The organism is Luteimonas sp. e5 (assembly GCF_054031035.1).
Genome location: NZ_JBSTRX010000002.1, coordinates 94,607 through 121,081, shown reverse-complemented (window position 1 = coordinate 121,081; position 26,475 = coordinate 94,607). Strand labels below are relative to the sequence as shown.

General features: G+C 66.3%; 24 protein-coding genes and 1 tRNA gene. 10 read left to right on the top strand and 15 right to left on the bottom strand.

Going from position 1 to position 26,475, the window contains the following annotated elements; all coding sequences use genetic code 11:
• Positions 1–53: 53 nt before the first annotated feature.
• The 5 genes from ACW11F_RS05990 to ACW11F_RS05970 all read right to left on the bottom strand — a co-directional run bounded on the left by ACW11F_RS05990 (position 54) and on the right by ACW11F_RS05970 (position 3,923).
• On the bottom strand, positions 54–572 hold the full coding sequence (locus ACW11F_RS05990; protein ID WP_456996004.1) for a JAB domain-containing protein: 519 nt from the start codon (positions 570–572) through the stop codon (positions 54–56).
• A gap of 128 nt (positions 573–700) precedes the next feature.
• Positions 701–1,594 (bottom strand): recombination directionality factor, encoded by an 894-nt coding sequence (locus ACW11F_RS05985; RefSeq protein WP_456996002.1) that lies wholly within the window; start codon positions 1,592–1,594, stop codon positions 701–703.
• A gap of 2 nt (positions 1,595–1,596) precedes the next feature.
• Positions 1,597–2,571, bottom strand: a complete 975-nt coding sequence (locus ACW11F_RS05980) for a YqaJ viral recombinase family nuclease (protein ID WP_456996001.1) — start codon at positions 2,569–2,571, stop codon at positions 1,597–1,599.
• Positions 2,572–2,649: 78 nt separating this feature from the next.
• Positions 2,650–2,958, bottom strand: a complete 309-nt coding sequence (locus ACW11F_RS05975) for a hypothetical protein (RefSeq protein ID WP_456996000.1) — start codon at positions 2,956–2,958, stop codon at positions 2,650–2,652.
• Between the two features lie 8 nt (positions 2,959–2,966).
• The gene (locus tag ACW11F_RS05970; protein WP_456995999.1) at positions 2,967–3,923 is read right to left on the bottom strand and encodes a DUF932 domain-containing protein; all 957 of its coding nucleotides are present in this window, start codon (positions 3,921–3,923) and stop codon (positions 2,967–2,969) included.
• Positions 3,924–4,370: 447 nt separating this feature from the next.
• Here ACW11F_RS05970 and ACW11F_RS05965 point away from each other — a divergent pair, with 447 nt between their 5' ends.
• On the top strand, positions 4,371–5,381 hold the full coding sequence (locus ACW11F_RS05965; RefSeq protein ID WP_456995998.1) for an AAA family ATPase: 1,011 nt from the start codon (positions 4,371–4,373) through the stop codon (positions 5,379–5,381).
• Between the two features lie 50 nt (positions 5,382–5,431).
• Positions 5,432–7,969, top strand: a complete 2,538-nt coding sequence (locus ACW11F_RS05960; RefSeq protein WP_456995997.1) for a S8 family serine peptidase — start codon at positions 5,432–5,434, stop codon at positions 7,967–7,969.
• 68 nt (positions 7,970–8,037) lie between these two features.
• Here the strand turns inward: ACW11F_RS05960 and ACW11F_RS05955 are convergent, their stop codons facing one another.
• From ACW11F_RS05955 to dtd, 4 genes are all read right to left on the bottom strand, one after another.
• Positions 8,038–9,237, bottom strand: coding sequence for a tyrosine-type recombinase/integrase (locus ACW11F_RS05955; RefSeq protein ID WP_456995996.1), 1,200 nt, complete (start codon positions 9,235–9,237; stop codon positions 8,038–8,040).
• 180 nt (positions 9,238–9,417) lie between these two features.
• Positions 9,418–9,493 (bottom strand) — tRNA-Ile (locus tag ACW11F_RS05950).
• Positions 9,494–9,571: 78 nt separating this feature from the next.
• Positions 9,572–11,446 carry an RNA polymerase sigma factor RpoD gene (gene rpoD, locus ACW11F_RS05945; RefSeq protein WP_456995995.1) on the bottom strand — a complete coding sequence of 625 codons (1,875 nt, stop codon included), beginning with the start codon at positions 11,444–11,446 and terminating at the stop codon, positions 9,572–9,574.
• 65 nt (positions 11,447–11,511) lie between these two features.
• Positions 11,512–11,952, bottom strand: a complete 441-nt coding sequence (gene dtd / locus ACW11F_RS05940; RefSeq protein WP_456996551.1) for a D-aminoacyl-tRNA deacylase — start codon at positions 11,950–11,952, stop codon at positions 11,512–11,514.
• 75 nt (positions 11,953–12,027) lie between these two features.
• On the opposite strand from dtd, the gene ACW11F_RS05935 reads away from it, so the two are divergent.
• The 4 genes from ACW11F_RS05935 to galE are packed head-to-tail and all read left to right on the top strand — an operon-like array spanning position 12,028 to position 16,054.
• Positions 12,028–12,930 (top strand): lauroyl acyltransferase, encoded by a 903-nt coding sequence (locus tag ACW11F_RS05935; protein WP_456995994.1) that lies wholly within the window; start codon positions 12,028–12,030, stop codon positions 12,928–12,930.
• A gap of 49 nt (positions 12,931–12,979) precedes the next feature.
• Positions 12,980–13,501 (top strand): PH domain-containing protein, encoded by a 522-nt coding sequence (locus ACW11F_RS05930; protein ID WP_456995993.1) that lies wholly within the window; start codon positions 12,980–12,982, stop codon positions 13,499–13,501.
• On the top strand, positions 13,491–15,029 hold the full coding sequence (locus ACW11F_RS05925) for a PH domain-containing protein (RefSeq protein WP_456995992.1): 1,539 nt from the start codon (positions 13,491–13,493) through the stop codon (positions 15,027–15,029). Before ACW11F_RS05930 ends, ACW11F_RS05925 begins: the two co-directional genes overlap by 11 nt.
• 5 nt (positions 15,030–15,034) lie before the next feature.
• Positions 15,035–16,054, top strand: a complete 1,020-nt coding sequence (galE, locus tag ACW11F_RS05920) for a UDP-glucose 4-epimerase GalE (RefSeq protein WP_456995991.1) — start codon at positions 15,035–15,037, stop codon at positions 16,052–16,054.
• Between the two features lie 22 nt (positions 16,055–16,076).
• Here galE and ACW11F_RS05915 read toward each other — a convergent pair whose 3' ends face one another.
• Genes ACW11F_RS05915 through def form a run of 6 tightly spaced genes read right to left on the bottom strand, consistent with a single transcriptional unit; the run spans position 16,077 to position 22,649 of the window.
• Complete coding sequence (locus ACW11F_RS05915) at positions 16,077–17,207, bottom strand: glycosyltransferase (RefSeq protein ID WP_456995990.1); 1,131 nt, start codon at positions 17,205–17,207, stop codon at positions 16,077–16,079.
• The gene (locus ACW11F_RS05910; RefSeq protein WP_456995989.1) at positions 17,204–18,199 is read right to left on the bottom strand and encodes a glycosyltransferase family 2 protein; all 996 of its coding nucleotides are present in this window, start codon (positions 18,197–18,199) and stop codon (positions 17,204–17,206) included. The genes ACW11F_RS05915 and ACW11F_RS05910 overlap by 4 nt, the downstream gene beginning before the upstream one ends.
• Complete coding sequence (locus ACW11F_RS05905; RefSeq protein ID WP_456995988.1) at positions 18,196–19,884, bottom strand: ArnT family glycosyltransferase; 1,689 nt, start codon at positions 19,882–19,884, stop codon at positions 18,196–18,198. Before ACW11F_RS05905 ends, ACW11F_RS05910 begins: the two co-directional genes overlap by 4 nt.
• The gene (rsmB, locus tag ACW11F_RS05900) at positions 19,877–21,178 is read right to left on the bottom strand and encodes a 16S rRNA (cytosine(967)-C(5))-methyltransferase RsmB (protein WP_456995987.1); all 1,302 of its coding nucleotides are present in this window, start codon (positions 21,176–21,178) and stop codon (positions 19,877–19,879) included. The genes ACW11F_RS05905 and rsmB overlap by 8 nt, the downstream gene beginning before the upstream one ends.
• Complete coding sequence (fmt, locus tag ACW11F_RS05895) at positions 21,175–22,098, bottom strand: methionyl-tRNA formyltransferase (RefSeq protein ID WP_456995986.1); 924 nt, start codon at positions 22,096–22,098, stop codon at positions 21,175–21,177. The genes rsmB and fmt overlap by 4 nt, the downstream gene beginning before the upstream one ends.
• A gap of 41 nt (positions 22,099–22,139) precedes the next feature.
• Positions 22,140–22,649 carry a peptide deformylase gene (gene def, locus ACW11F_RS05890; RefSeq protein ID WP_456995985.1) on the bottom strand — a complete coding sequence of 170 codons (510 nt, stop codon included), beginning with the start codon at positions 22,647–22,649 and terminating at the stop codon, positions 22,140–22,142.
• A 130-nt stretch (positions 22,650–22,779) separates the two neighbouring features.
• Between def and ACW11F_RS05885 the strand changes: the two genes are divergently transcribed.
• From ACW11F_RS05885 to ACW11F_RS05870, 4 genes are all read left to right on the top strand, one after another.
• Positions 22,780–23,940: a LysM peptidoglycan-binding domain-containing protein gene (locus ACW11F_RS05885; RefSeq protein ID WP_456995984.1), complete on the top strand. Its 1,161-nt coding sequence runs from the start codon at positions 22,780–22,782 to the stop codon at positions 23,938–23,940.
• A gap of 99 nt (positions 23,941–24,039) precedes the next feature.
• A complete protein-coding gene (gene dprA / locus ACW11F_RS05880; RefSeq protein ID WP_456995983.1) occupies positions 24,040–25,194 on the top strand; it encodes a DNA-processing protein DprA in 1,155 nt (384 codons plus the stop codon).
• 59 nt (positions 25,195–25,253) lie between these two features.
• Positions 25,254–25,733 carry a DUF494 family protein gene (locus tag ACW11F_RS05875; RefSeq protein WP_456996550.1) on the top strand — a complete coding sequence of 160 codons (480 nt, stop codon included), beginning with the start codon at positions 25,254–25,256 and terminating at the stop codon, positions 25,731–25,733.
• A gap of 9 nt (positions 25,734–25,742) precedes the next feature.
• The gene (locus tag ACW11F_RS05870; protein ID WP_456995982.1) at positions 25,743–26,465 is read left to right on the top strand and encodes a GYF domain-containing protein; all 723 of its coding nucleotides are present in this window, start codon (positions 25,743–25,745) and stop codon (positions 26,463–26,465) included.
• The last annotated feature ends 10 nt before the right edge of the window (positions 26,466–26,475 follow it).

The following is a 26,475-nucleotide window of genomic DNA, read 5'->3' as shown; positions in this document are numbered from 1 at the left end:
GGAGGCCGGGGGCGCAATGCGCCCCCGGCCCGGCGGTACTCCTACCTGCTCCCCTACAGCCCCCCTCGTTCGGCCAGTGCCGCTGTCTTCAGCCCGCCCACGATGATGTGATCTATCAATCGGACATCCACGAGCGCGAGAGCCTGCTTGAGCCGGATGGTAACGGCTCGGTCCGCTGCAGAAGGATCGACCGCGCCCGACGGGTGGTTGTGCGCGATGAGGACTGCGGCTGCATTGCACCGAAGTGCGTGCCGCACAACCTCCCTCGGGTGCACCTCTGCGCCATCAATCGATCCATGAAACAGCTCCACGTACTCGATCAGCCTGTGGCGGGTGTCTAGGAACGCGGCCGCGAACACCTCCCGGTGAAGGCCGCCCAGCTTGTCCCGGAAGAAGCTTTTGGCAGTGCCAGGGTTTGAAAAGCACGTCCCGCGGCTCATCCGCTGCCCAACGACGGCCCTCGCCGCCTCCAAGATCTCGTCGCTGCTCGCCGCCTTGTAGGAGCGGGACTTGCTCCGTACGTAGAGCGGTGTGGCTACTGCGCTTGTGATCTCCATCTGCTCCTCACCCATCCACGTGAACCTGTGGCTGTGCTTTTCTGACGGCGTGGACCCTCTTCAGGAACCCGCCCAGCCCGTACAACGCGAAGCCGTACACGACGACGCTGCCGATTGCTTTCATGAGCATTGCGTCTGCCCTCCTAGTGGTTATTGTTAGCCGAGGCGACCTTTTGCTCCAGTCGGTCGTTCAAGGTGATTGGCTTCGCACTGGCCGGCTCCGCCGCTGCGACCTCACTGCCGTCGGGATAGAACTCCTCCACCACGCTGGGAACGTCCTCGTCTAGGTCCTCGAACGCGCCCTTCGCAAAGCCCCGTCGAGCAGCCTCGTCCAGCGCCCGTTGGTCAAAGCCCGCTTCCTTGCGCGCCCGGTCCACCTCACGCGCGTGGGTGATGGCCTCTTCCAGGGTCATCCCCGACCGAACCACCAGGTCCACGTAGTAGATCGCCGACCGAAAGCTCATCGCGGTGGACTTGCCCCGCAGCTTGAGTTCCAAAGGCATACACGCGAGCAGCCCACCCGACACCGCGCTGAAATACTCGAGCCGTGCCGCCAAGGTGCGGATCGTGTTGTAAGACGTTGTGCGCAGCACGAAGCTGCCCAACTCGTCCTCGTCTCCGATCCCAACGTTCAGACGTGCGTAGGCCTTGCAGTCTCCCCCTGCATACGCGCAGCTGTCGGGCCCCGGACAGGGCACTTGGGAGATCTCCCCCTTGTCCAAGCGCCGGCAGCTCTCGCCGTTGCCTACACACATCGGCCGTCCGGTCGCCCGATCGAACAACGAGTAGTCCGCTCGCAGGTTCAGACCCGGGTCGTTGAACAGCAGCCGCACCGGGATCGATCGCAGCTTGCCCCCCGCGTTCTTGCGCAATGCCTCATCCAGCGGGTGGAGCACCCACCCTGCCCGATTCTGTACCTGACTGGTCAGGGTGAACTGGTCGTCCTTCTCGGGCAGGCGCTTGCCGTTGCGTTCAACCACACGTCCAATCGAGATCCTCCCCACTACGGGCGGGGTGATCACCAAGCCCTTCAACATGCTCACTCTCCTTCTTTGTGGGGAACGATGCGGAACCGGCGGCTGCCGGGGCGGTCGACCGTGTACTGCGCTACGAGCTCCGGGTGCTCCTGCGCGAGCCGCTTGGCATCGACGCTGGTGCTGTCCTTGGAGCGACGGAAGGTGATCTCCCCACCGAGGAAGAGCGCGCGGGATGCATCGCCCATCGCCTCTTGCAGGCGCTGGCGCAGGCACTCCGCTTGCTTGTCCTTCTCGGCGATCTCATCGCGCAACGCGACCAAGGACTGGAAGTCGCTGCATAGCTGGCGGTCTTCGGTGAGATCGATCGTCGTGTCCGTGCCGGGATACAGGTTGCGCAACGCCCTGGCCGCTGACTCGCTGCCGTCTGCAGACGGCGGCACGTCCTGCGTCACGTGCTCCCAGAACCGTGCTTCCAGCACGATCAACCGTCCGATCAAGTCCTCATCACGCTCGATCCGGTGGAGCTCAAGCTTTTGGCCACACAGCAACACGGCCACATCGGCGGCCTGCTTGCCCGTCACGGCCAACTGGTGTTGGACCTGGAGCTGGACGTACTCGGGCACCCCGTCGCGCCACAGGCGAGATCCAAACTCCCCGGCCGTCTTACACTCCAGGATCTGGACGTGCGGGTTGGCCACGACCTCGCGGTCGATGTTGGCCAGCATGTAGCTGTAGGTGGGGTGCTGCAGGACGGCGTTGAGGCGACGGACCTTGTTGCCGGTGCGCTCTGTATAGGCGGTCGCCACGTACGGCTCCAGCAAGGTGCCCCAGTACATCGGCGAGTCCTGACCCGGCTCCTCCTGCCGGACAGTTCGCCCGGTCTTCTCCATCCACAGCTCCAACTGGCTCTTGTACGGACACAGGCCAACTGCGGCGGCAGCATCCGAGCTGCCGATTCCCTTCTTGCGAACCTCCAGCCACTGTTGGCGCGGGAGCGAACGCGTATCGACCAGGCGCAATGCCGGTGATCTGCTCATTACGAATCCTCCAAAGAAGAAGGCCCGGCACTCCTTGCTGAGGCCGGGCCTGTCGTACGGGTTGATTGGTTAAGGCGGTTACGCAGGTACCGGGTCTACGGCCGCTACGATCGTGTCCAGGATGGACCGGGCTTCCTTCGCATCCCCGCCATGGAGCAGGTGCTTGCCCATCTGAAAACCGAAGGGCTCGGCGACCTCGTAGCACCAGACACCCGGGAAGGTGTCGCTACACCGCTCCCATGCCTCATCGAGCAGACCTGCGTGCTCGATGCACGCCTGCACGTAGGCCAGCTCGCCGTCGAAGGCCCCCACTCCATGGGACGGACGGCTCGAAGACAACGCCTGCTTCGCGCCCAAAGCGATGTACGCGATATCGAGTGGATCCACGTCCATGCTCAGGCAACCATCTTCACGGCTTCATCCCACGCCCGCTGCTTGATCTGGGCACCGACCCCGAACCAAGCCGCGTCCCTGCGATGGTCATCGCTGCGCGCACGTCGATGATGGTCTACGTACTCCGTCACGCTGCTCAGGACGCCCCAGGCAGTGCCGCGAGCGGACTTCATGTCCGCACCCTTGCCAGCACCGTCATAGAGCGCTCGCGCCACCTTGTACGCCTGCTCGTTCACCACAACGCCGGTTCCATCCGGCGTCGGGTAGGTGAGGACGCGACGCAGGAGCCCATCCACCGAGTCCGGGTCGACGGGACACTCCACCAGCGCCTTCATGCGGGCAACGAACGGATCCCACGTGGACACCGTGATTCCCAGTTGCCGCTTGACCACGTCGGGGTTGAACTGACTGCGATGCGGAACCTTGACGGCACCTGCGTTGCTCCCCAGCGCGATCGCCAGGGTGTTGTTGCAGACCACACGAACCGACGTGAACTGCGCGGTCGTCGCCAGGGTGCCGTCGCACGCGGTCGCCAGCAGCAGGTAGCCCTCGACCCGATCCCGGCCCTTGAGCATCGTGCTCTGGCCTGTCTTGGCGAGCGCCCAGAACTTGCGCCCCTGCCGCAGCACGCCCGCCGTCTCCAGCTCGAACCCGCCGACCTCGGTCAGGTCCCGATAGAACTCCAGGACCTCCCCAGGCTGGACCACTTTGAAGCGTTTGCCGACCACCGACAGGGGAGCCTTGGTGTCGGAGCGGTACAGGACCTTCTGGTCTGGGAAGGCGTTGACGACGCCGATGCCGTCCTCACCGGTGATGTAGCGGACTTCGGCTTCTCGGATGTCCCAGTCCATCCGAGCGCTCTTCTTCCAGTCGTCGATGGACTGATTCGACGGAAGCCGATTGCCCAGCCCGTGCCAGGGAGTCGCCCCGGTGTAGGCCATTGACTCAACAAGATGCATGTTCAATTCCTCAGACGCCATAAAGCACAAGGCCCGGGACGACCCGGGCCTTGTGCGGTGGCATTGGTTAATAGGTTCAGAGGGGCCTGGTCGTGCAGCCCGCACATTTTGCGAGGCTCACCAACAGTGCTGCGGTGACCACGAGAACACAGGTCACGATGTCGTTCTTTGGAGGGATCATGTTTCAGCCGTTCAGAGGCGCTACGATGCGGAGCGCCCTCCCGCGAGGCGGGCCCTCAGCCAGCCTCACAAGAGTAATATGTATTTGAAACTCATTTGCTTTGAATACTTTCGGAACCAGTGCCATTTCAAGACAACACAGGGCACGATTTGTGCACCGGCTCGTGCTAACCTAAAGCGCTGGCTGGACATGCTCGACCGCACATCTGGCGCAGACCACGATGTGCATGTTCACGCGTCTGGCAGCTGTAACGCGAGGAGCCTCCTATGTCCACAAAGCAGCTGATTGCGCTCCTCAACTCGCACATTGAGCGCGACGAGGAGCAATTCTTGTCAATTGCTCTTCAAGTTGCAGCCCAAGAGGCTAGGCAAGGCCGCCTTGAGGAGGCCAATAAGCTCAAGCGTCTGGTGCAGCGCGCCCGGGACCAGCAACGGAACGAACGACAGCCAAGCGGACAGACACCGATCCCCCTCGCCCGTCCGCGTGGAGAGCTACAGGGTCTCGTCGAGAGCACCTATCCGAAGGTCACTCTAGAGAGCATGGTCCTATCGGAAGACGTGCATCAGCGGCTTGCTCGCGTCGTGCGTCAGCAGCGAGAACGCGCACGACTACGAGAGCACGGTCATCGCCCGACGACGCACATCTTGCTGGTTGGACCTCCCGGCACCGGCAAGACGATGACAGCGTCTGCGTTAGCGGGTGAGCTCCATCTTCCGCTCTTCACCGTTCGGCTTGAAGCACTGTTTAGCCGATTTCTTGGAGAGACGGCTGCGAAGTTGCGACTCCTATTCGATCAGATCGCACAAACTCGTGGTGTCTACTTACTCGATGAGTTCGACGCGATAGGCGCACGCCGTGGCGATCCTAACGACGTAGGTGAGATTCGACGCGTCCTCAATTCAGTCTTGGCCTTCATGGAAGAGCCGAACTCAACCGACAGCCTGGTACTAGCCGCAACCAATCACGTTGAAATTCTTGATGAGGCACTAGCGCGGCGATTCGACGAAGTAATTGAATATCAGGTGCCGGATGCGTTGGCTGCTCGAGCCATTCTTGAACGACGCCTTGGTAAGTTGAAGCCCGGCCCAAAGGTGTTGGCTGGGATTGCGCCTGCTTCGTGTGGGCTAAGCCAAGGTGAACTAGTGCGTGCCGCAGACGCGGTGGTTAAAGATGCGATCCTTGAGGGCTCGTCCAAGGTATCGGGGAATGCGCTCATGCACGCCCTAAGGAACCGTCACACGCTGAAGGGAAAGTTTCGCCGCTCTACGATTGATTAGGCCACCGCCGGGGAAAGCGGTGTTTAGAACATGCGTAGCAATGGGGTAGCATGACAGAGTCTAATGAGTACGGAGCGCGCGATAAGCCGCACCTAACCATTAACGCGTTTCGCGAATCCGCCAGGTATGGGTTTCCTTCACGCGCCCAATCGAGGAGACCTCTGCGCGAAAACTACGCCGCACATGCGGAGGGGCTCATTAGTCAGCTCACCGCCGCGCTGGATGAAGTACCCACAGGCGAGGCGGACACACGACTTCCGATTCCGGATTTGAAGCTCGGCAGGATAGTTGAGGTTACAACGCGCCCGCCAGATGAAGGCTCGTTTGTAAATGCCGTCAAGGTGCCGACCACGCTTGACTTTGCCTCGCAGGACATACGAACCCTGCGAACTCAACGTCTTGACAGGATCGAGAGCGCTCTCCTATTCATTCCTGACGACGCACGTGCGTTTCTACGCGACCGGCTCGCCGCCTACGGCCGCGCGCCGCGCAACACACGGCGACCTGACATCGAGCGTTTTGAAGTGCTCGAGACAATCAGCGCTGCTAGGGCAGAGTCGATTTTTGTCGGTGACGTGGACTTAGGATCTACAACTGCGGCCTGGTGGGAATTGTGGGTTCCGGGAGATTCACGGCGCGCGGACTACGTATCGAATCTTGCTCGCTCATTGAATCTCGACGTTCATCCCGACCGACTGGCGTTTCCAGAGACTGTTGTGGTTTTCGTGCATACGCACGCCCGCGCTTTGGCGGAGTTCACCGCCCGGCTGCCGGGTGCAATCACCGAGGTCCGGCGCGCAACAGGGACGATCCAGCCATTCCTTGACCGCTACGGCACCGGTGTTACTTCTTCGGATTGGGTTGACGATTTGGCCACTCGGGTTGTCCGGCCTATTGAGACAGCCGGCGTGGTATGCACTCTTGATACGGGGGTCGCGGCCGCACATCCACTCCTTTCCTTCGGCCTGGAAGGCGCGTGGGCGTATGATGAGGCTTGGGGAGCCGATGATCACTACCCTGACGGCGGGCACGGAACCGCCTTGGCTGGTCTGATCCTCTACGGCGACCTCGAGCCTTACATGAACAGCACGGGCCCCGTAGAACTCACTCATGCGGTGGAGTCGATGAAGTTGCTGCCGCCGAACGGCTTTCCTGCAACGGAACCGCCTAGCTACGGGGTCGTAACACAAGGTGCAGTAGCTCAGGTAGAAGTCGCGCGTCCCGGGGTCGCTCGCGCTTTTTGTCTTGCAACCACTACAACAGACTTCCCGTCGGACCGACCTTCTACTTGGAGTGGCGCTCTGGACCAGATAGCTTCTGGCTCGACAGCCGGAGATGCAGCAGACAATAGCCATGCTTCCCGTACGCCCAAGCGGTTGCTCATGGTGGCCACCGGAAACGTCTCTGGAGGGATGTTAGACGACGTCGTGCAGCCAAAGCCGCTCGAAGATCCTTCGCAGAGTTGGAACGCACTGACCATTGGCGGTTTTACTCGCAAGGAGCAGATGCCCGCACCACCCCCGTCATATAAGCCCGTGGTCAAGGCCAATAATCGTAGCCCATTCAGCCGCGGCTCGCGGTCTTTACCTTACGACCTCACTCCAATCAAACCCGAGGTCTTGTTTGAAGCCGGTAACATGGCAGCGGATTCCAGTAACTTTTGCGGTTGGCACGAAGCAGTATCGCTGCTTGCAACCGGTTCAGAGGTAACGACCGAGCCACTGGTGCCATTCTGGGCAACTAGTGCAGCCGTGGGCGTAGCTGGAAACTTTATGGGGCGACTACAAGCCGCGCTGCCAGATCTATGGCCGGAGACCCACCGCGCGCTAACAGTCGATGCTGCAAGATGGCCCAAGCCGATCCGCGATCAGTTAATTGGCCGAGGGGATCATTGGAGAGGCTCATCCAAACGGCAGCGGCAGATGCTATTGCGCGAAGTTGGCTATGGGGTACCGGAGTTCGAGCGCGCGGCTCTTTCGGCAAGTAATGACCTAACTCTCGTTGCAGAAGCGGAGATCCAGCCGTTTGCCCTGGGCGCCGATGATCGGTCAGGCGTGTTCAACGAGATGCACTTTTATGATCTTCCGTGGCCGCGCGAAGCGCTTGAGCAGCTTGAGAACCAAGTTGTCACGATGAAAGTGACCCTATCTTATTTCGTCGAACCTAACCTGTCTGGAAAGGCCGCAACGCGCCCCGAGACCTACCGCTCGTTTGGACTTCGGTTCGCGATGAAGAAGCGTAACGAGACGGCGGCGGCCTTTCGCGCTCGCGTCAACGCTGCCCAAGAGCGCGGCACGTCCCCCGCTGAACGCGAACAGGATTACTGGCTCCTAGGTTCCAAGGCCGTACAAGCCGGCTCACTCCACTGCGACCTATGGCGGGGTCACGCGATCGACCTCGCGGGACACGATTTGATCGCTGTTTATCCTGTCGGGGGCTGGTGGAAGTCACATACCGGTCAGCGGCGCGTTACAGATATCGGGCGCTACGCACTGGTGATCTCGATTTCAGCACCAGGGACTAGAGTTGATATGTACACCGAAGTTGCGTCGCTTGTGGACGCTGCGACCGTTGAAGCTACTGTGTAAGAGGGGCTTGCCGCTACGGACGCGCTTTCGCGAATAGATCCGGTACCTTCCGATGTCGCCCACAGCCCTTAAATCGAACGCTCCCGATCGACGGACGTGAGTCGCAGTTGCTCAAGGTAGTCGGCCCACGATTGCATCATTTTTTTTCGCTCTTCGAGATGCGTGGTCCGGTTGTAGGCTCGGCCTAGCGGGTCACGAACCGCGTGCGCCAGCTGATGCTCGATGAAATCGGGCCGGAACCCAAGCACCTCATCCAAGAGTGTCCGCGCCATTGCGCGAAACCCATGCGCCGTGATCATCGTCCCATCAAACCCAAGGTTCCTAAGGGCCGCGTTGATTGTGTTTTCGCTAATGGGCTTTGAGATAGTCCTCACGCTGGGGAAGACGAACTGGCTGTTCCTGGAGTAAGGCTTGACCTCTTCGAGCAACTCGATCACTTGACTGGCTAACGGCACCACGTGTGAAGTCTTTGTCTTGCTCGTGACATAGCGCCACTCCGCGGAGCAGAGGTCGATATCAAGCCAACGAGCTGCCCGAAGCTCGCCTGGCCTGACAAACAGCAATGCGGAGAGCTTGAGCGCAACGGCCACGATCGGAGAGCCTTGGTAGCAGTAGATCGCTCTGAGCAGCTTCGCGACCTCGTCTGGATCCGTGATGCTGGCGAAATGCTTCGTCGTCGTGGGCGCCAGAGCGCCTGCGAGGCTCACCGTCGGATCGTTCTCCGCCCGGCCAGTGGCAATGGCATAGCGAAAAACCATGCCCGCTGCAGCGCGGGCGCGATGCGCCGTCTCGACCGCCCCTCGGCCCTCAACCTTGCGAAGGGCCTTCAGCAGCATCGGCGCGGTAATGCTCCGGATCGGCAGAGCGGCAATGCTTCCCAGATCGCGCTCCAGCATCCTGCGTTCGCGTACAACAGATCCAGGGCTGAGCTTCTGCGAACGCTGGGCGGTGAGCTCCTTGGCTATTGCGCCAAACGTGTTGCCGGCCTCTTCCTCTTGGGCGGCTCGATCTATCCTCGCCACTAGCGACGGATCCATGCCCTTCTTGAGCTGGGCGCGAGCCTTTTCCCTTTCAGCCCGCGCTTCAGCCAACGAGACGGCCGGATAGACCCCGATGGTCAGCATGTTGGCCTTGCCGGCGTACCGGTATCGGTAGCGCCAGATCCGGGATCCTGAGGGCCTGACCTCGATGCACAGCCCATTCGCATCAGCGAGGCGGTAGACCTTCTCCTTGGGCTTCAGTGCGCGCAGCTTGGTGTCTGTCAGCATTCCTGTGAGTAACCGATACGTGAGTAAGCGTGGGCGACTCAGCTATCTTACTCACGTCGTTACTCACGATCCACTCGGATTCAGTTGGCCCCCTTCGGACGACCCCGCACGGGCACTCCGCGTAAACACTGGACTTCAAAGGGGTTTCAGGACTGAGTCGGACTTCGTTGGATCAGTAGATGGTGGGCCCAGCAGGACTCGAACCTGCAACCAAAGGATTATGAGTCCTCTGCTCTGACCATTGAGCTATGGGCCCGCGGGGGACGGGCAGTTTAGCGCGTCGCCACGAAAAACCCGCCTTGCGGCGGGTCGTTCGGACTACGGTGGCGCGGGCTCACTCCACGTCGAGGAAGCTGCGCAGGGTTTCGCTGCGCGAGGGGTGGCGCAGCTTGCGCAGGGCCTTGGCTTCGATCTGGCGGATGCGCTCGCGGGTGACATCGAACTGCTTGCCGACTTCCTCCAGGGTGTGGTCGGTGTTCATGTCGATGCCGAAGCGCATGCGCAGCACCTTGGCCTCGCGCGGGGTGAGGCCGGCGAGCACGTCGCGCACGGTTTCGATCAGGTTGATGTCGGTGGTGGCATCGATCGGGGACATCACGTTGGTGTCCTCGATGAAGTCGCCCAGATGCGAGTCTTCGTCGTCGCCGATCGGGGTTTCCATCGAGATCGGCTCCTTGGCGATCTTCATCACCTTGCGCACCCGGTCCTCGGGCATCTCCATTTCCCTGGCCAGCTCTTCCGGCGTGGCTTCACGGCCGTACTGCTGGAGCATCTGGCGGGAGATGCGGTTCAACTTGTTGATGGTTTCGATCATGTGCACCGGGATTCGGATGGTGCGCGCCTGGTCGGCGATCGAACGGGTGATGGCCTGGCGGATCCACCAGGTGGCATAGGTGGAGAACTTGAAGCCGCGGCGGAACTCGAACTTGTCGACCGCCTTCATCAGGCCGATGTTGCCTTCCTGGATCAGGTCGAGGAACTGCAGGCCGCGGTTGGTGTACTTCTTGGCGATGGAGATGACCAGGCGCAGGTTGGCCTCGACCATTTCCTTCTTCGCCTGACGCGCCTGGATTTCGCCATAGGCCATGGTCTTGACGATCTCGCGGATGTCGGCCAGCGTCATCGAGCTGGTTTCCTCCAGCGCCAGGATCGACTCCTGCTGGGCGATGATCTGCTCGCGCACGTCGCGCAGGCCGGAGCCCCACTTCTGCTTGCGCTTGAGCATGTCGTCGACCCAGTCCAAGTTGCCCTGGTTGCCGGCCCAAGCCTTGAGGAACTCGCGGCGCGGCATGCCCGCCTGACGCGTGGCCAGCTCCATGATCCGGCGCTCGCGCAGCTTCACTTCGTTCTGCACCGCGCGCACGCCGTCGACCAGCGCATCGAAGTACGGCAGCGGGAACTTGAAGGTGATCAGGATGTCGGCCATTTCCTGGCGCAGCTTGGTCACGCTCTTGTGCGCCGGGCCATGCTTGGCCAGCGCCTTCTCGAACTTGGCGTACAGCGCGGCCATCGCTTCCATGCGCGCCTTGACCTCTTCCGGGTCCGGGCCGGTCGGCGCCGGCTCGTCGCTCTCGGCGGCATCGTCGTCCTCGACCTCCGCATCGGCCTCGTCATCCTCCACCGGCGCGGTGTCCTCGTCCTCCTCGGCCGCAGCGGCCGCTTCGGCGGCGAGCTGCTCCTCGACATAGTCGTTGAAGCCGGTCACCACTTCGGCAAGGCGCTTCTTGCCCTCGCTGTGCAGCGCGTAATCGTCGAGCACGGTCTTGACCGAGGGCGGGAACAGCGCCAGCGCGGCCAGCATCTGGTTGAGGCCTTCCTCGATGCGCTTGGCGATGGCGATCTCGCCTTCGCGGGTGAGCAGATCGACGGTGCCCATCTCGCGCATGTACATGCGCACCGGGTCGGTGGTGCGACCGGTCTCGGCATCCAGCGCCGACAGCGCGGCGGCAGCTTCCTCGGCGGCGGTATCGTCCACCTCGCGGCCACCATCGGACTGCCCGGCCAACAGCAGGGTCTCGGCATCCGGGGCCACTTCGTGGACCTCGATGCCCATGCCGTTGATCATGCTGATGATGTCTTCGATCTGTTCGGGATCGACCAGATCATCAGGCAGGTGATCATTGACCTCGGCATAGGTCAGGTAGCCCTGCTCCAGACCCTTGCTGATCAGCTGCTTGATTTCTGATTGGGCCTGACGTTCGTTGGCCATGCGGCTTCACACCCTGGTCGAAAGTGAACCCCTAATTGTACCATTTTGCCCATGCCACGGGGGATTCAGGTCCGCAACATGAATGTCACCGGGCCATCATTGACCAGGCTTACCTGCATATGGGCACGGAAGCGGCCGGTTTCCACCCCTTGCGGGTGGCGGGCACTGCATTCGCGCACCAGCAGACGATACAGTTGTTCAGCCTGTTCAGGTTCAGCCGCATGACTGAAACCCGGGCGCAGTCCGCGCGAGGTGTCCGCGGCCAGGGTGAACTGGCTGACCAGCAACAGTTGGCCGCCGACGTCGGTCAGTGAGCGGTTCATGCGCCCGGCTTCGTCGGCGAACACGCGATACGCCAGCAGGCGCTCGGCCATGCGCGTGACGGTGGCGGCCTCATCGCCCGGCTCGGCGCAGACCAGGGCGAGCAGGCCGGCACCGATGCGGCCGACGGTTTCACCATCGACATCGACCTGGGCGCGGCTGACGCGCTGGATCAAGGCAAGCATGGGCGGTGGCAGGCGATGCGGTTCGGGTCCGGGCAACAGCTTATCCTGCCGGTTGGCCCGCCACCGTTCATCGCGATGCTCTACTTCCTTGCCCGCCTGATCGGCCTGCTGCCCTGGCGCGTGCTGTACGCGCTGGGTGATGCGCTGGCCGCGTACTGGCGCTGGAACGATGCCCGTCCCGCGCGCGCCGCGCTGCGCGGGCTGGAGCTGGCCTTCCCGCAGATGCCCGATGAGGAGCGGCGCCAGCTGCAACGCGCGGCGCTGCGCCATGCCGGGCGGCAGACGTTCGAAACCCTGCGCCTGTGGACGCGGCCACCGCGGCAGAACCTCGCCCGCCTGCGCGAGGGACCGGGCGTGGCGCTGTTCGATGCGGCGCTGGCGGAGGGGCGCGGGGTGATCGTGGCCGCACCGCACCACGGCAACTGGGAGCTGCTCAACCAGTGGCTGGCGGCGAGGACGCCGCTGGCGATCCTGTATGCACCGCCGGATTCGGCACTGGTCGAGGCGTTCCTGCGCCGGGTGCGTGCGGCGCAGGATGGTGCAGGGCGCATCGAACAGGTGCGCGCCGAGGGCCTGGCCATCCGCGCGCTGCTCAAGCGGCTCAATGCCGGCGGCGTGGTCGGCATCCTGCCCGACCAGCAACCCAAGCGCGGCGGCGATGGCGTGTTCGCACCGTTCTTCGGCTGGCCGGCGCTGACCATCACCCTGGTCGGCCGCCTGGCGCAGCGCACCGGTGCGCGCGTGCTGTATGCCTGGTGCGAACGCGAGGGCGACGGTGCGGACTTCACCGTGCACGTGGAGGAGGCGCCCGCGGCGATTGCCGAGCCCGATGCGGTGGTATCGGCAAGCGCACTCAACGCTGGCATCGAAGCCATCGTGCGGCGGCGCCCGGAGCAGTACCAGTGGACCTACAAGCGCTGGACCAAACAGCCGCCGGACAGCCCGACCGGCAACCCCTACTGGCCCGACTGTTACTGAGCGCACGTCACCCCGCGCGTGACGCAGGCGCATCAGGCAAAATCCGCGCATGAACCAGGAACCTGCCCTCTCCGTCGTCCATCCCGACATCTGGCAACCACTGCCGTCGCGCGGGCGCGTGCTGTTCCGCCTCTCGCACGGCGTCGGGCTGGGCATCACCGGCTTCATCGGCTTCGGTTTGGCCGGCCTGGTGCTCGGGCACACGCTGTTCGACACCTGGATCAGCGCACCCCTCGGCGCCGCCGCGGGGGCACTGCTCGGCCTGGTGTACGGCATCTGGCTGGGCGGGCGCCGCCATGGCTATTACCGCTGGAAGCTGGACCGCGAGGGCTTTGCGGTGCGCAGCGGCAAGCTGTGGCAGAGCGAAACCCATGTGCCGGCGACGCGGGTGCAACACCTCGACGTCAAGCGCGGCCCGCTGGAGCGCGGTCGCGACCTGGCCACCCTGATCGTGCATACCGCCGGCACTCGCAGCCACGCGCTCAGCCTGCCGTGCCTGGATGCGGAGGATGCCGAAGCGCTGCGCGCGGAACTTGCGCGCCGCATCGAGCCCGAACGCGATGACGACTGAGCCCGCACCCGCGGCACCGGTCGCGGCGCAGCCCCCACCGATTCCCCCCGCCACCACCACTGGCGACGAACAGCGCCTGCATCCGTGGTCATGGCTGTTCGTGGTGATCCAGTACCTCAAGCAGTTCCTGCTGCCGTTGCTGGTGCTGCTGTTTGCCGGGCGCGGCGACCGCAACGAGCTGTGGCCGATCGTCGGCGTGGGTGCACTCGCGCTGGCTTCGGTCTGGCAATACTTCACCTACCGCTACCGGCTGCTGGATGACCGCATCGAGATCCGCAGCGGGCTGATCGAGCGCAAGCTGCGCCAGATCGCCTATGCGCGCATCCACAACGTGGCCCTGCACCAGACCCCGCTGCATCGCCTGTTCGGCGTGGCCGAAGTGCGGCTGGAATCGGCCGGCGGGCAGAAGCCCGAGGCGGAGATGCGCGTGCTGCGCTACGACCGCGCGCTGGCGCTGGAAAAACTGGTGCGCGAGCGTGGCGCCGACAGCGTGATCGAAGGCGGCGATGTCGCCAGCGCCGATGCCGGCACGCCGCTGCTGCGGCTGGACACGGCCGAAGTGGTGCGCCTGGGGCTGGTTTCCAACCGCGGCATGGTGCTGGTGGCGGCAGGCTTTGCCGCACTCTCGCAGATTTCCAGCGACCTGTTCGCGAGGTGGGGCGAAGTGGCGATCCGCCGCGGTGCCGGGTATGCCGTGGACCATCAGTTCGGCATCGCGGATTACCTCATCGCCGGCGGCCTGCTGCTGGTGGCGTTGATCCTGCTGATGCGCCTGCTCTCGGTGCTGCTCGCGCTGCTGCAGTACCACGGCTTCACCCTGAGTGAGACCGGGCGCCGCCTGACCGTCAGTCGCGGCCTTCTGAGCCGCATCCGCAGCAGCGTCGCCAAGCGCCGCATCCAGGCCTGGCACCTGCGCGAAACGGTGCTGCATCGCCTGCTGCGCCGGCGCAGCCTGGCTGTGGACACCGCGGTCAGCGCCGGTGCGCAGAACCAGCAACACGCATTGCGCGAACTGGCGCCGATCGCCCGTCCGCAGCAATGCGAGGCGCTGATCCGCCATCTGCTGCCGAACGCGAGCTGGCCGCCGACGCAATGGCAGCCGCTGCATCGCCTGGCCTGGCTGCGCATCTGGATGGGCAGCTGGTTGCTGTTCGCACTGGTCACCGCGGCACTGGTCTGGCGACTGGGCGCCTGGGGCTGGCTTGCGCTGCTGTGGCTGCCGTGGTCGGCCTTCCTCGCATGGAAGGCGGCACGCAGCGCCGGCTGGCAACTGCATGGCACGCTGGTCGCGGTGCGCCGTGGCTGGTGGTCGCGGCATTGGCGCTTTGCCGAAGTGGACAAGCTGCAGGCGCTGCAGCTCACCCGCTCGCCGCTGGATCGCCTGTTCGGCATGCGCAGCCTGCTGCTCGACACCGCCGGCGCCAACACGATGAGCCCGCTGCACATCCCCTACCTTCGACCCGAGGATGCCGAGGCCTTGCGCCAGGCGCTGTCGCAGCGGCTGGCGACGAGCGCACTGCGCTGGTGATGGCGATGTCGATCCCGCCCGTCGCCCCGCCGCAACCGCGCCCGATCCTGGTGGTCGGTGGCGCCGGCTACATCGGTTCGCACATGCTGCTGGCCTTGCGCGAGGCAGGCTGGAACACCTGCGTGGTCGACGACATGCGCAACGGCCACCACCAGGCCCTGCTCGGCGCGCCGCTGGAGCAGGGCGACATCGGCGATCCCGGCTTCGTGCGCGAGTTGCTGGCGCGGGTGCAACCGCTGGCGGTGATGCACTTCGCCAGCCTGATCCAGGTCGGCGAGTCAATGGCGCAGCCGGCGCGTTATTACCGCAACAACGTCGCCGCCAGCCTGACCCTGCTCGAGGCGATGGTGGACGCCGGCATCCGCCACCTGGTGTTCTCCTCCACCGCGGCGATCTTCGGCGAACCACGCTACAGCCCGATCGACGAGGCCCACCCGCGCGAACCGATCAATCCGTATGGTCGCGGCAAGGCGATGGTCGAAGACATGCTGGCCGACTTCGATGCCGCCTACGGGCTGCAGTCGGTCTGCCTGCGCTATTTCAATGCCGCCGGCGCGGATCCACTGGCGCGGGTGGGTGAATGCCACCAGCCCGAAACCCACCTGATCCCGTTGCTGCTGCAGGTGGCCAGCGGCCAGCGCGAGTCGATCCGCATCTTCGGCGACGACTACCCCACCGCCGATGGCAGCTGCGTGCGTGATTACATCCACGTCAGCGATCTGTGCCAGGCGCATCTGCGCGCGCTGGACTGGCTGCTCGCCGGGCGCGGCAGCGCACGCTTCAATCTCGGCAACGGCACGGGTCACTCGGTGCAGGAGGTGCTGCAGGCGGCGCGCCGCATCACCGGCCACCCGATCCCCGCGATCATCGAGCCGCGCCGCCCCGGCGACCCCGCAGTGCTGGTCGCCGATGCCCGCCAAGCGCGCGAACGGCTCGGCTGGCAGCCGCGGCATGCCGGGCTCGACACCATCATCGCCCACGCCTGGACCTGGGAATGCAAGCGCGCGGGGCGGATGCCCGGCTGATGCGCAGGCGCGGCGGCCGCGCTCAGTCGCCGCGCGGCACGCCGTGTTCGTGCGCCAGCCGCAGGAACAGCGCCTCGTAGTCGCGATGCATGCGCTCGCGGCCGTAGTCGGCCAGCGCGCGTCGCCGTGCCGCGGCGCCCAGACGCTCGCCCAGGGCTTCATCGCGCAGCAGGCGCTCCAGCGCATCGGCCAACGCGGCCGGATCGGCAGCGCGCACCAGGAGGCCATCCTCGCCATCGGCGATCACTTCGCGCACGCCGGGCGCGTCGCTGGCGACCACCGCGCAGCCTGCGGCCATGGCCTCGATCAGCGACAAAGGCATGCCTTCGTAATGCGTGCTGAGCACGCCGATGCGGTGCGTCATCAGCAATTCCGGCACATTGCCGACCACGCCGAGGAAGCGCACCTGTCCGGCGATGCCGAGCGCCGCGGCCTGTTGCTCGAGCTGGCTGCGCAACCGTTCCTTGCCGCCACCGGCGAGCAGCAACGGCGGATGCAGTCCGCGTTCGGCCAGCAGTGCCAGCGCCTGCAGCAGGCTGGTGTGGTCCTTCTGCCGCGACAGCCGCGCGACCATCACGATGCCCGGCGCGCGCTGCCGCCAGGGATGCGCATCGGCCGCGGCGAACGGTTCAAGGCGGATGCCGTTGGGAATCGCCAGCGTGCGCTCGGCCGGCATGCCCATCTGCAGCAGCACTTGGCGCACGCCTTCGGAGCAGCCGACGATGGCCGCGCTGCGCCGCGCCAGCCAGCGGCTTTGCGCACGTCGCCAGCGGGTGTAGCGCTCGCGCGTGTTGTGCTCGACGTGGATCAGCACCGGCACCCCGGCCAGCAGCCCGGCGTAACGGCCCCACAGGTGCTCGCTGAAACCGTGCGCGACCAGCACATGCGGGCGCCAGCGCCGGCACAGCCGCCACAATGCCAGCACCGTGGCCAGATGGCTCCAGCCGGGAGTCATGCGCAGCGGGATGCCACGGGCACGCAGCGCCTCGACCCGCTGCGGCGGCGTGTGCCGCTTGCGGCGCAGGGCCAGCAGCGGCTCGAGGCGTCCGCCGCTGTCGAGGCCTGCTTCGACCAGCGCCACCGCGACCTGGGTCGCCCCACCGGAGAACCCGCCGGTAACGAAATGCAGCACCCGCAGCGGGGACGTGTTCATGGCAGCCAGCCTGCGCGTTGCATGCGCCGTCGTGCACGCCGCATGCGCAGCCGTGTACTCCAACCCGCGGCAGCGTCGAGTGCCTGCGACAGGCCTTCGGGAAAACTTTCCGCCAACTCGGCGGCGCAGTCATTGGCGGGCACCTGTGCGTGCGCGGCCTGCCAGCGCGCCGCCGCACCGAGTCGATGCAGGCAGAAGCGATCCAGTACCCGACGCGACGCACTGCCCGGCTCGAACCCCGGCCAGGCAATCAGTGCACGGCGCATTTCGCACAACGCGAGCGTGAGGTCGGCCATGCGCGCGGGGCTGGGTGTGGCAGTGATGCTGCCACTGCGCACGCGGTAGCCGACCCACGCCTGCCGCACGTACACCCAGTCACGCGTCGCCGCCGCCAGCGGCACCATCACCGCGATGTCCTCGAAGCTGCGTCCCTCGGGGAATGGCGCCTGCAACCAGACCTCGCGCCGGGCGACCTTGTTCCATGCATACATCTGCCCACCGGCCAGCAGGCCGAGCATCAGCGCCGTGCGATCGGCATGGCATGCGCGCGACGGGCCGGGCATGCCCGCCACCGCCAGACGGTCCTTGAGCCGATGCTTGAGCCGGCCCGCGCTGCGAAATCGGCGGAAGTCGCAAACCACGAGGTCGCAGGGCTGCCTGCGCAGCCGCTCATGCAATGCCTGCAGCGCACCGGGGAAAAGCAGGTCATCCGAATCGAGGAACCACACCCATTCCCCGCGCGCTTCATGCAGCAGGCTGTTGCGTGCCGCCGACATGCCGCGGTTGTGCGCATGGTGCAGCAGGCGCAGACGACCACCGGAGTCCGCCACCAGTTGCGCGGCAATGGCGGCGGAGTCGTCACTGGAGCCATCGTCCAGCAACAGCACTTCGACCCCGGGCTGCCATTGCGCAAGTACCGAATCCACGCATGCGGCGAGGTAATCGCGCACGTTGTGGAACGGGATCAGGATGCTGAGCCAGGGTTTGTTCAATCGCCTTCCCCGTTGATCGACTGTGCCGCGGGCACGCAGCCCTCGCGCAATGCACCCGCCGGCAACAGCAGCCAGCGACGGCGGTTGTAGATGCCCATGTCGATGGCCCGCTCCGGCACCACGCAAGCAGCCACCGCATGGTCCTCGCTCAGCAACCAGCGCTGCCGTGGCGACTGCGCCTGCCAGGCACGGGCATCGGCCAGTTGCTCGCGCGTGTCGCGCAGGAAGCCGAAGGTGCGTGCCGGGCGGTCGGCCATCAGCAGGTTCTGCTCCTTCCAGGCGACCAGTGCCAGCTCACCCTCGGGACCGATGCGCTGACCGACTTCACGCATCAGGCCACGCGCGGAACTGGCGTCATTGAGCAGCGGATAGGCGATCAGACTCCAGCCCAGCCACAACGCGGCCAGCACCGCGCACAAGGCAGCCACTCCGCGCCGCGGGCGCAGCCACAGCGCCGCCATGCTGCCGGCGGCACCGATCGCGGCCAGCATCCAGCCCAGCGCATCGCCATCCACGCTGCCGCGGATCGCCGCCAGACGCGCTTCGTAAGCCGGACTGGCCAATGCCGCACCAAGCCCGAGACCGAGCAACAGCAGGGCGAAGCCGAGCCCCGCCAGCCATGCGCCCAAGCGCAGCCGCGGCCGCGCGATCACCTCGCCCAGCCACGGGCCGAGCAGCAGGCAGAACATCGGCAGCGCCGGCAGGATGTAGACCTCGCGCTTGCCGCGCGAAAGCGAGAAGAACAGCACCACCAGCGCGATCCAGGCCAATGGCAGCAGCACCCGTGCATCGCGCGCCTTCAACGCCTGCCACCAGCGTGGCGCGACCCAGGGTGCCGCCGCCGCCGCGGGCAGCCACTGTGTCGCCATCACCAGCAGGAAGTACCACCACGGCTGGTAGTGATGCCATGGGTCGACGTACCGCTTCGCGGTCTGCTTGAGCAGGATGTTGTCGGCATAGCCCTGCAGCAGCGGATCGCCACTGGCGCGCACCGCGAGCAGCATCGGCACCAGCCACAGCAGCACCGGCAACAGCAACATGGCAATGCCACCCAGCCACTGCCGCGCGCCGATGCGGGTGATGCCGGGCCAACCGCGCCAGCGCGCCAGCGCCGCCGGCAGCAGCACCAGCAACGCGATCACGCCCACGCCCTTGCTGATCACGCCAAGCCCTGCCGCCAGCCAGCCGAGGTACCACCAGCGCAGGTCCGGCCCGCGCAGCAGGTGGCGCAACACGCCGTACATCGACAAGGTGATGCAGAACGTCACCAGCGGGTCGATCTGCGCGCGCTTGGCCTGGAAGGTGAACATCAGTGCAAACAGCAATGCCCAGCCCGCATGCGCGCCGGCCGCCCGGTCCCACAAGCGCCGGCCGAGGTCGCGTACCAGGCCCAGGGTGGCCAAGGCGGCAAGCAGCGAGGGCAGCAGGAAGGACAGCCGCAGGCTGCCGCTGACGGCAAGGAACATCGCCTGCAGCCACATCAGCAATGGCGGCTTGTCCGGATACAGCTCGTCGCCACGCATCGGGAACAGCCACCGGCCGCTCTCCAGCATCTGCCGCGCCACCAGGGCATAGCGTGGCTCGTCCGCCGGCCACGGGTCGCGCAGGCCGATGCCGGCGCCGATCAGCACTACGGCGGTGATCCAGAACCACAGCTGTTCGCGGCGGATGCTCGAATCAGCCATCGGCAAGCCCCGCGGATTTGACCATGCGCGCATGGAAGAAGCCGTCCATCCCGTCCTCGCCCGGCAGGCGTTGATGGCCGAAGCCGGTATCGCGCCCGAAGCGCGCATCCAGCACCTGCAAGCGCGCTTCGGGCTGGCGCCTGAGGAAGGCTTCGACCTGATCCGCATTCTCCGCCGCCAGGATCGAGCAGGTCGCGTACAGCAGGCAGCCGCCGGGGGCGAGCAACGGCCACAACGCATCCAGCAAGCCGGCTTGCAGTGCCAGCAGTCCGCTCACATCGCGCTCGCGGCGATGCAGCAGGATGTCCGGCTGGCGGCGCACGATGCCGGTGGCACTGCAGGGTGCATCGATCACGATGGCATCGAACGACACACCGTCCCACCATGCGTCCGGCGTGGTGGCATCGGCCTGGCGCGTTTCGACGTCGAGGCCAAGACGGGTGAAGGTGTCTTGCATCCGCCGCACCCGGCGCGAATCCACGTCCAGCGCCAGCACGCGCGCCCCGGGCCAACGCTCGGCCATGTGCGCGGCCTTGCCACCGGGCGCGGCACAGGCATCCAGCACCCGCGCCTGCACCGGCAATTCCAGCGCGTCGGCCAGCCGCTGCGCGCTGCCATCCTGCACCGACACCTCGCCCTCGGCGAAGCCGGGCAACGCCGCCACCGGCCGTGGCATGTCGAGCAGGACGGCATCCTCGAGCTCCGGCGGCAGCTGGTGGTCGATGCCGGCAGCGGCCAGTTTTTGCGCATGGGCGGCGCGATCCAGCCGCCGCCGGTTGACCCGCAGCCACATCGGCGCCGGCTGCGCACTGGCAGCGAATATCGCGTCGGCGTGTTGCGGCCAGTCGCGGCGCACGCGCTCGGCCAGCCAGCGCGGCCAGGCCGAATCGGCACGCGGTGGCGGCAGCCCTTCGCGCAGCGCCCGCCGCAGCAGGGCATTCACCACGCCCGCCTGGTGCGCGCGGCCCAGTTCACGCGCAGCCTGCACCGTCGCATCCACCGCGGCATGCGGCGGCAGGCCCATGGCATCGATCTGCGCGAAACCGATGTACAGCAACGCGCGCAGCGGCCCGTCGCGCTTGCCCGGCGGGCGCGTCATCCACTGCCCCAGCGCGTCGCGGTAACGACCATGTTCGCGCAACGCGGCCAGCACCGCGGCTTCGACCAGCGCGCGATCACGCGGATCGTCCAGCTGCGGCAGCTGCGCGGCGAACTCGGCTTTCAGCGAACGCCCGCAACCGAGCACCGCGTCCAGCACGCGCACCGCAACGACTCGCGCGGCGGCACCGCTCATCGGCCAGCCCTGGCTCGGCGTGCGTTGAGCCAGTCGGCGGCCGTGATCGGCTTGCCGCCCTCGCGCTGCAGGCGCTGGATGCGCAGCACGCCCTCGCCGGTGGCGATGTCGATGCCATCGGCTGACTGCGCAAGGAGGCTGCCGGGAGCAGCTTGCGCGCCTTGCGCGGGCAACGCCTGCACTGCATGCAGGCGGATGCGCTCACCCTCGATCTCGGCCTCCGCCACCGGCCAGGGATGGAACGCACGCACCTTGCGCGCCAGCTCGACGGCCGGACGCGTCCAGTCCAGGCGCGCCTCGGCCTTGTCCAGCTTGTGCGCATAGGTGACGCCTTCTTCGGGCTGCGGCACCGCCTGCGGCAACAGGCCCAGTGCGAGCAGGTCGAGGGCATCGGACACCAATTGCGCACCCATCGTCGCCAGCCGCTGGTGCAGGCTGCCGCCGGTGTCCTCCTCGCTGATCGGGGTCGCCAGCCGCAACATCACCGGGCCGGTGTCCAGGCCCTTCTGCATGCGCATCAGGCACACGCCGGTCTGTTCATCCCCGGCCTCGATCGCGCGCTGGATCGGTGCCGCGCCGCGCCAGCGCGGCAGCAGCGAGGCATGCACGTTCCAGCAGCCATGCACCGGGATGTCGAGGATCGACTGCGGCAGGATCAGCCCGTAGGCGACCACCAGCATCACGTCCGCGCGCAGCGCGCGCAGCGTCTCGCGCGCCTCGCGGGTTTTCAGCGTGTCCGGCTGGTGCACCGGGATGCCCGCGGCCTGCGCCGCCTGCTTGACCGGCGAGCCGCGCGCCACCCGTCCGCGCCCGGCGGGGCGGTCGGGCTGCGTGTAGACCGCGACCACCTCGCCCTTGGCACGTGCTGCCGCCAGGCAGGGCACCGCGAAATCGGGGGTTCCGGCGAAAACGATTCTCATGGCGGTCGGCGGCATCGGGGCCGCACAGGATAGCCCGCGCCTCAGGCCGCCTTGCGCTGCTTGGCCAGCTTCTTCTTCACCATCTCGCGCTTGAGCGGCGAGAGGTAATCGACGAACAGCTTGCCCTCGAGATGATCCATCTCGTGCTGGATGCACACCGCCAGCAGACCATCGGCCTGCATTTCGAACGGCGCACCACTGCGGTCATGCGCGCGCACGGTGATCGAGTCGGCGCGGGTCACGTCGGCGAAGATGCCCGGCACCGACAGACAACCTTCCTGATACACCTGCTCGCCGGCGCGCTGCAGGATTTCCGGGTTGATGAACACCAGCGGCTGGTCCTGTTCCTCGCTGACGTCGATCACCATGAAGCGCTGGTGCACGTCCACCTGACTCGCCGCCAGACCAATCCCGGGCGCCTCGTACATGGTCTCGAACATGTCATCGAGCAGGGTCTGGAACTCGGGCTCGCCCACCCGTGCCACATCGACCGGCACCGCCTTGGTGCGCAGGCGTGGATCGGGGAATTCGAGGATCGGGAGCAGGGCCATGATGCGCAGTCCGGGCCGCCTCGGGGCGGGTCAAGTCATGATGTCGGGCCTCCGATTCTAGCGCCATGCTTGTGAATCGTGCCCGGATATGGTCTAAATATCGGGCTGAGGGAGCCCCATGGGGAAATTGATGAGCCTGAAATTCATGCGCGTCCCGCACTGGATGCGGGTTTCGATGCTGGCTGCCGGATTGGCGACACTCGCCGGCCTCGCGCTGGCGCAGGAACGCGGCAGCCATCCGGACGTTTACGTGGTGCAGCGTGGCGATACCCTGTGGGACATCGCCAAGCGCTTCCTGCAACGGCCCTGGCTGTGGCCGGAAATCTGGCAGGCCAATCCGCAGATCCGCAATCCGCACCTGATCTACCCGGGCGACGTGCTCAGCCTGGCCTACCTGCAGCGCGGGCCGATGGCCGAGGCGCCGGTTCCCGGCGTGCCGCTGGCGCAAGTGGAGCCGTTCCTCAAGGACATGCGCATCCACGAGCGCATCGACGACCTGCCCTACATCGTCGGTCTGGAAGAAGACCGCCTGCGCGGCATGCGCGGACAGGTGGTGTACGTGCGTGGCCTGGGCGCCGCCGCGCAGCCCGGACAGCGCTTCGCGGTGCTGCGGCCGGTGCAGACCTACACCATGGGCGAGCGCCGTGCCCCGGATTACCTGACCGGCCGCGACCGGCTGGATTACGCCGGCCGCCGTGCCTTCGATCCGCCCTATGACCGCACCTGGAACGAGGTGATGCTGGCCAAGGGCGGGCGCATGGAAAAACTGGGCGTGGAGACGCGCAAGGTCAATGCCGGCGTCATCACCCGTGGCGAAGTCGGTGGCATCGAGGCCGCGACCCTGTTGCTCGACGATCCGCATTACGAAGTGCGCATCGGCGACAAGGTGGTGCCGGTGGAGAGCATCCCTTACGACCTGCATTTCGTGCCGCATCCGCCGGCACAGCAGTTCCCCTATCGCCGGGCACAGGTGCTGGCAGTGGCCGACCGCGACAGCGTGGGTGGCCCGCGCGACGTGGTCGCGTTGTCGGTCGGTGCGCGCGATGGCGTGGACAACGGCACCGTGTTCTCGATCTGGCGCGTGGGCAGCAACGTGGTCGACCGCGTGCAGGTGCCCGAGCGCGACGTCTCCCTGGTCGGCAATGCCGACCGCGTGCGCCTGCCCGACGAGTTCGCCGGTCACGTGATGGTGTTCCGCACCTTCGACAAGATCAGCTATGGCCTGGTCATGGACAGCGTGCGCCCGACCCATGCCGGCTACGAGCTGAAGCACCCGGACGCGCCATACTGAGCGCGGTCAGGACCGGCTGACGCGGGGTTTTCCCACCCCGCGAAGCGACGGCGCCCGAGGGCGCCGTCCGCTTTTGCGCGCCAGGCTGGTGGCATGCCGATGCCCGACTGCCCCGCGTTGCTGCAACTGGCCCTTGCCGGCGGCCCCGTGCGCCCGCGACGCGCGCTGCTGCAGGCCTTCGGCGGCGATGCCGCAGCCGCGCTGCGCGCCGGCCCCGGTGCCTGGCGTGAAGCCGGACTGCAGCCCGCGCAGATCAGCCGCCTGCGCCCGCCGGATGACGCCGCACGCCGCGACCTCGCCCGTGCCTGCCGCTGGCTGGATGCACCCGGGCACCACCTGCTCGGCTGCATGGATGCGGACTTCCCGCCGCTGCTGGCACAGACCCCGCATCCACCCCTGGCGCTGTTCGTGGCCGGCGAGCCGGGGCACCTGTGGCATCCGCAGATCGCCATTGTCGGCAGTCGCGCGGCCACCAGCGGCGGGCTGGACAATGCACGCCAGTTCGCCGGCGCGCTCGCGCGTGCGGGATTCGCCATCACCAGCGGGCTGGCCGCGGGCATCGATGCCGCGGCACATGGCGCGGCGCTGGACGCCGGCGGGCTCACCATCGCGGTCATCGCCACCGGCCCCGACCGCACCTATCCGCTGGCACACCAGGCGCTGCAGGCGCGCATCGCCCAACACGGCTGCGTGGTCAGCGAATACCCGCCCGGCGTGCCGCCACTGCGCAGCCATTTCCCCGCGCGCAACCGGCTGATCGCCGGGCTCGCGCTCGGCACCCTGGTCATCGAGGCCGGCGAGCGCTCCGGCGCGCTGATTTCCGCCCGCCTCGCCGCCGAGGCCGGGCGCGAAGTGTTCGCCGTGCCCGGCTCGATCCACAATCCGCAAGCCCGCGGTTGCCACCGCCTGCTGCGTCAAGGCGCGTGTCTGGCCAGCGATGCAAACGAGGTCGGCGCCGCGCTGGGCGCGCTGGCGACTGGCCTGGGCGCGGCGCTGCGCCAGCGGCTGCGGGCCGGCGTGGCGCACGTGCCGGAACCTGAACAGGCGCATGGGGACCCCTGCCCGGATGCGGCCCCAAGCGACCCCGAGCACCATAAATTGTGGTCCGCACTCGGCCATGACCCAAGCCCTATGGATGCGCTGGTCGAACGCACGGGATTGACGGTGGCGCAACTCTCGCCCATGCTGCTGGCGTTGGAACTGGAAGGCCGTGTCGCGGTCGAACACGGTCGTTACACCCGCAAGTCCGCGTGAACCGCTCCCCGGAGCGCCAGACGACCTGCAACGCGCCATTCCCGGCGCAGGGCGAGGAAATGAAAGAAAGCATCCTGGACGTGCTGCTGTACCTGTTCGAGCATTACTTCACCAACGACGACATCGCCCCCGGCGTACACGACCGCGACTCGCTGCAGACGGAGTTGCTGCAGGCCGGCTTCAGCCCGGCCGAGATCAATCGCGCCTTCGACTGGCTGGAAACCCTGGATGCGCGCCGCCCCGGCCCGCATGCGCCGCGCAGCGACCGTCCGACGCGGGTATTCCACGGCGCCGAACTCGACAAGATCGACCTCGAAGCGCGTGGCTTCCTGCTGTTCCTGGAACAACGCGGCGTGCTCGATGCCGACCAGCGCGAACTGGTGCTGGATCGCGCGATGGCGCTGGATCAGGACGAAATCGACCTGGACGACATGAAGTGGGTGGTGCTGCTGGTACTGTTCAACCAACCCGGCGCCGAAGCCGCCTACGCCTGGATGGAAATCCAGATGTTCGGTGACGAGCCCGAACCCCTGCACTGAGTCCGCCGCATGCACGACACTGCCCTCCCGCCGCCGCCAGCGGACTTGTGGTACTACGCCGATGCAGCGCACCAGCAGCGCGGGCCGGTGGGCGAGGACGAATTGCTCGCCCTGCTGCAGCAGGGCGTGATCGGGCGCGACACGCTGGTATGGCGCAGCGGCATGCCGCAGTGGCAACCTTTGCGCCGTGTCATCGCGCTGCCGGCAGCCACGCTGGCGGCCGCGGCATCGACACCGGCACCGCCCGCAGCCGCTGCGCCAGCGGCCAAGCGCGGCATGAACGGCTGCCTGATCGCATTGATCGTGGCCGCGGTGGTGACCATCCCGATGCTGGCGATCTTCGCCGCGATCGCGATTCCCGCCTACCAGGACTACCTGCTGCGCGCCGAAGTGGCGGCACTCAATACCCGACTCGCGCCGTGGCAACCGCAGATCGAAGCCTGGCGCGCCGAACACGGCACCTGTCCTTACAACGGCGATGGCACGTTCCCCGAGGCGGATGGCTTCGCCATCGAGGGCACCTCCGAAATCCAGCTTGGCCCGGACGAGGACGATCCCGATACCGCGCATTGCGTGCTGCAGGTGGACGTGGCCGGACTCGGCAACGACAAGCTGGACGGTGAGCGAATCTGGTGGATGTACCATCCCGATGACGCCGACGAGGACAGCAACGGCTGGACCTGCAGTTCGAGCATCGCCGACCGTTACCTGCCGCTCGAATGCCGCGGCTGAAGGCCATTCC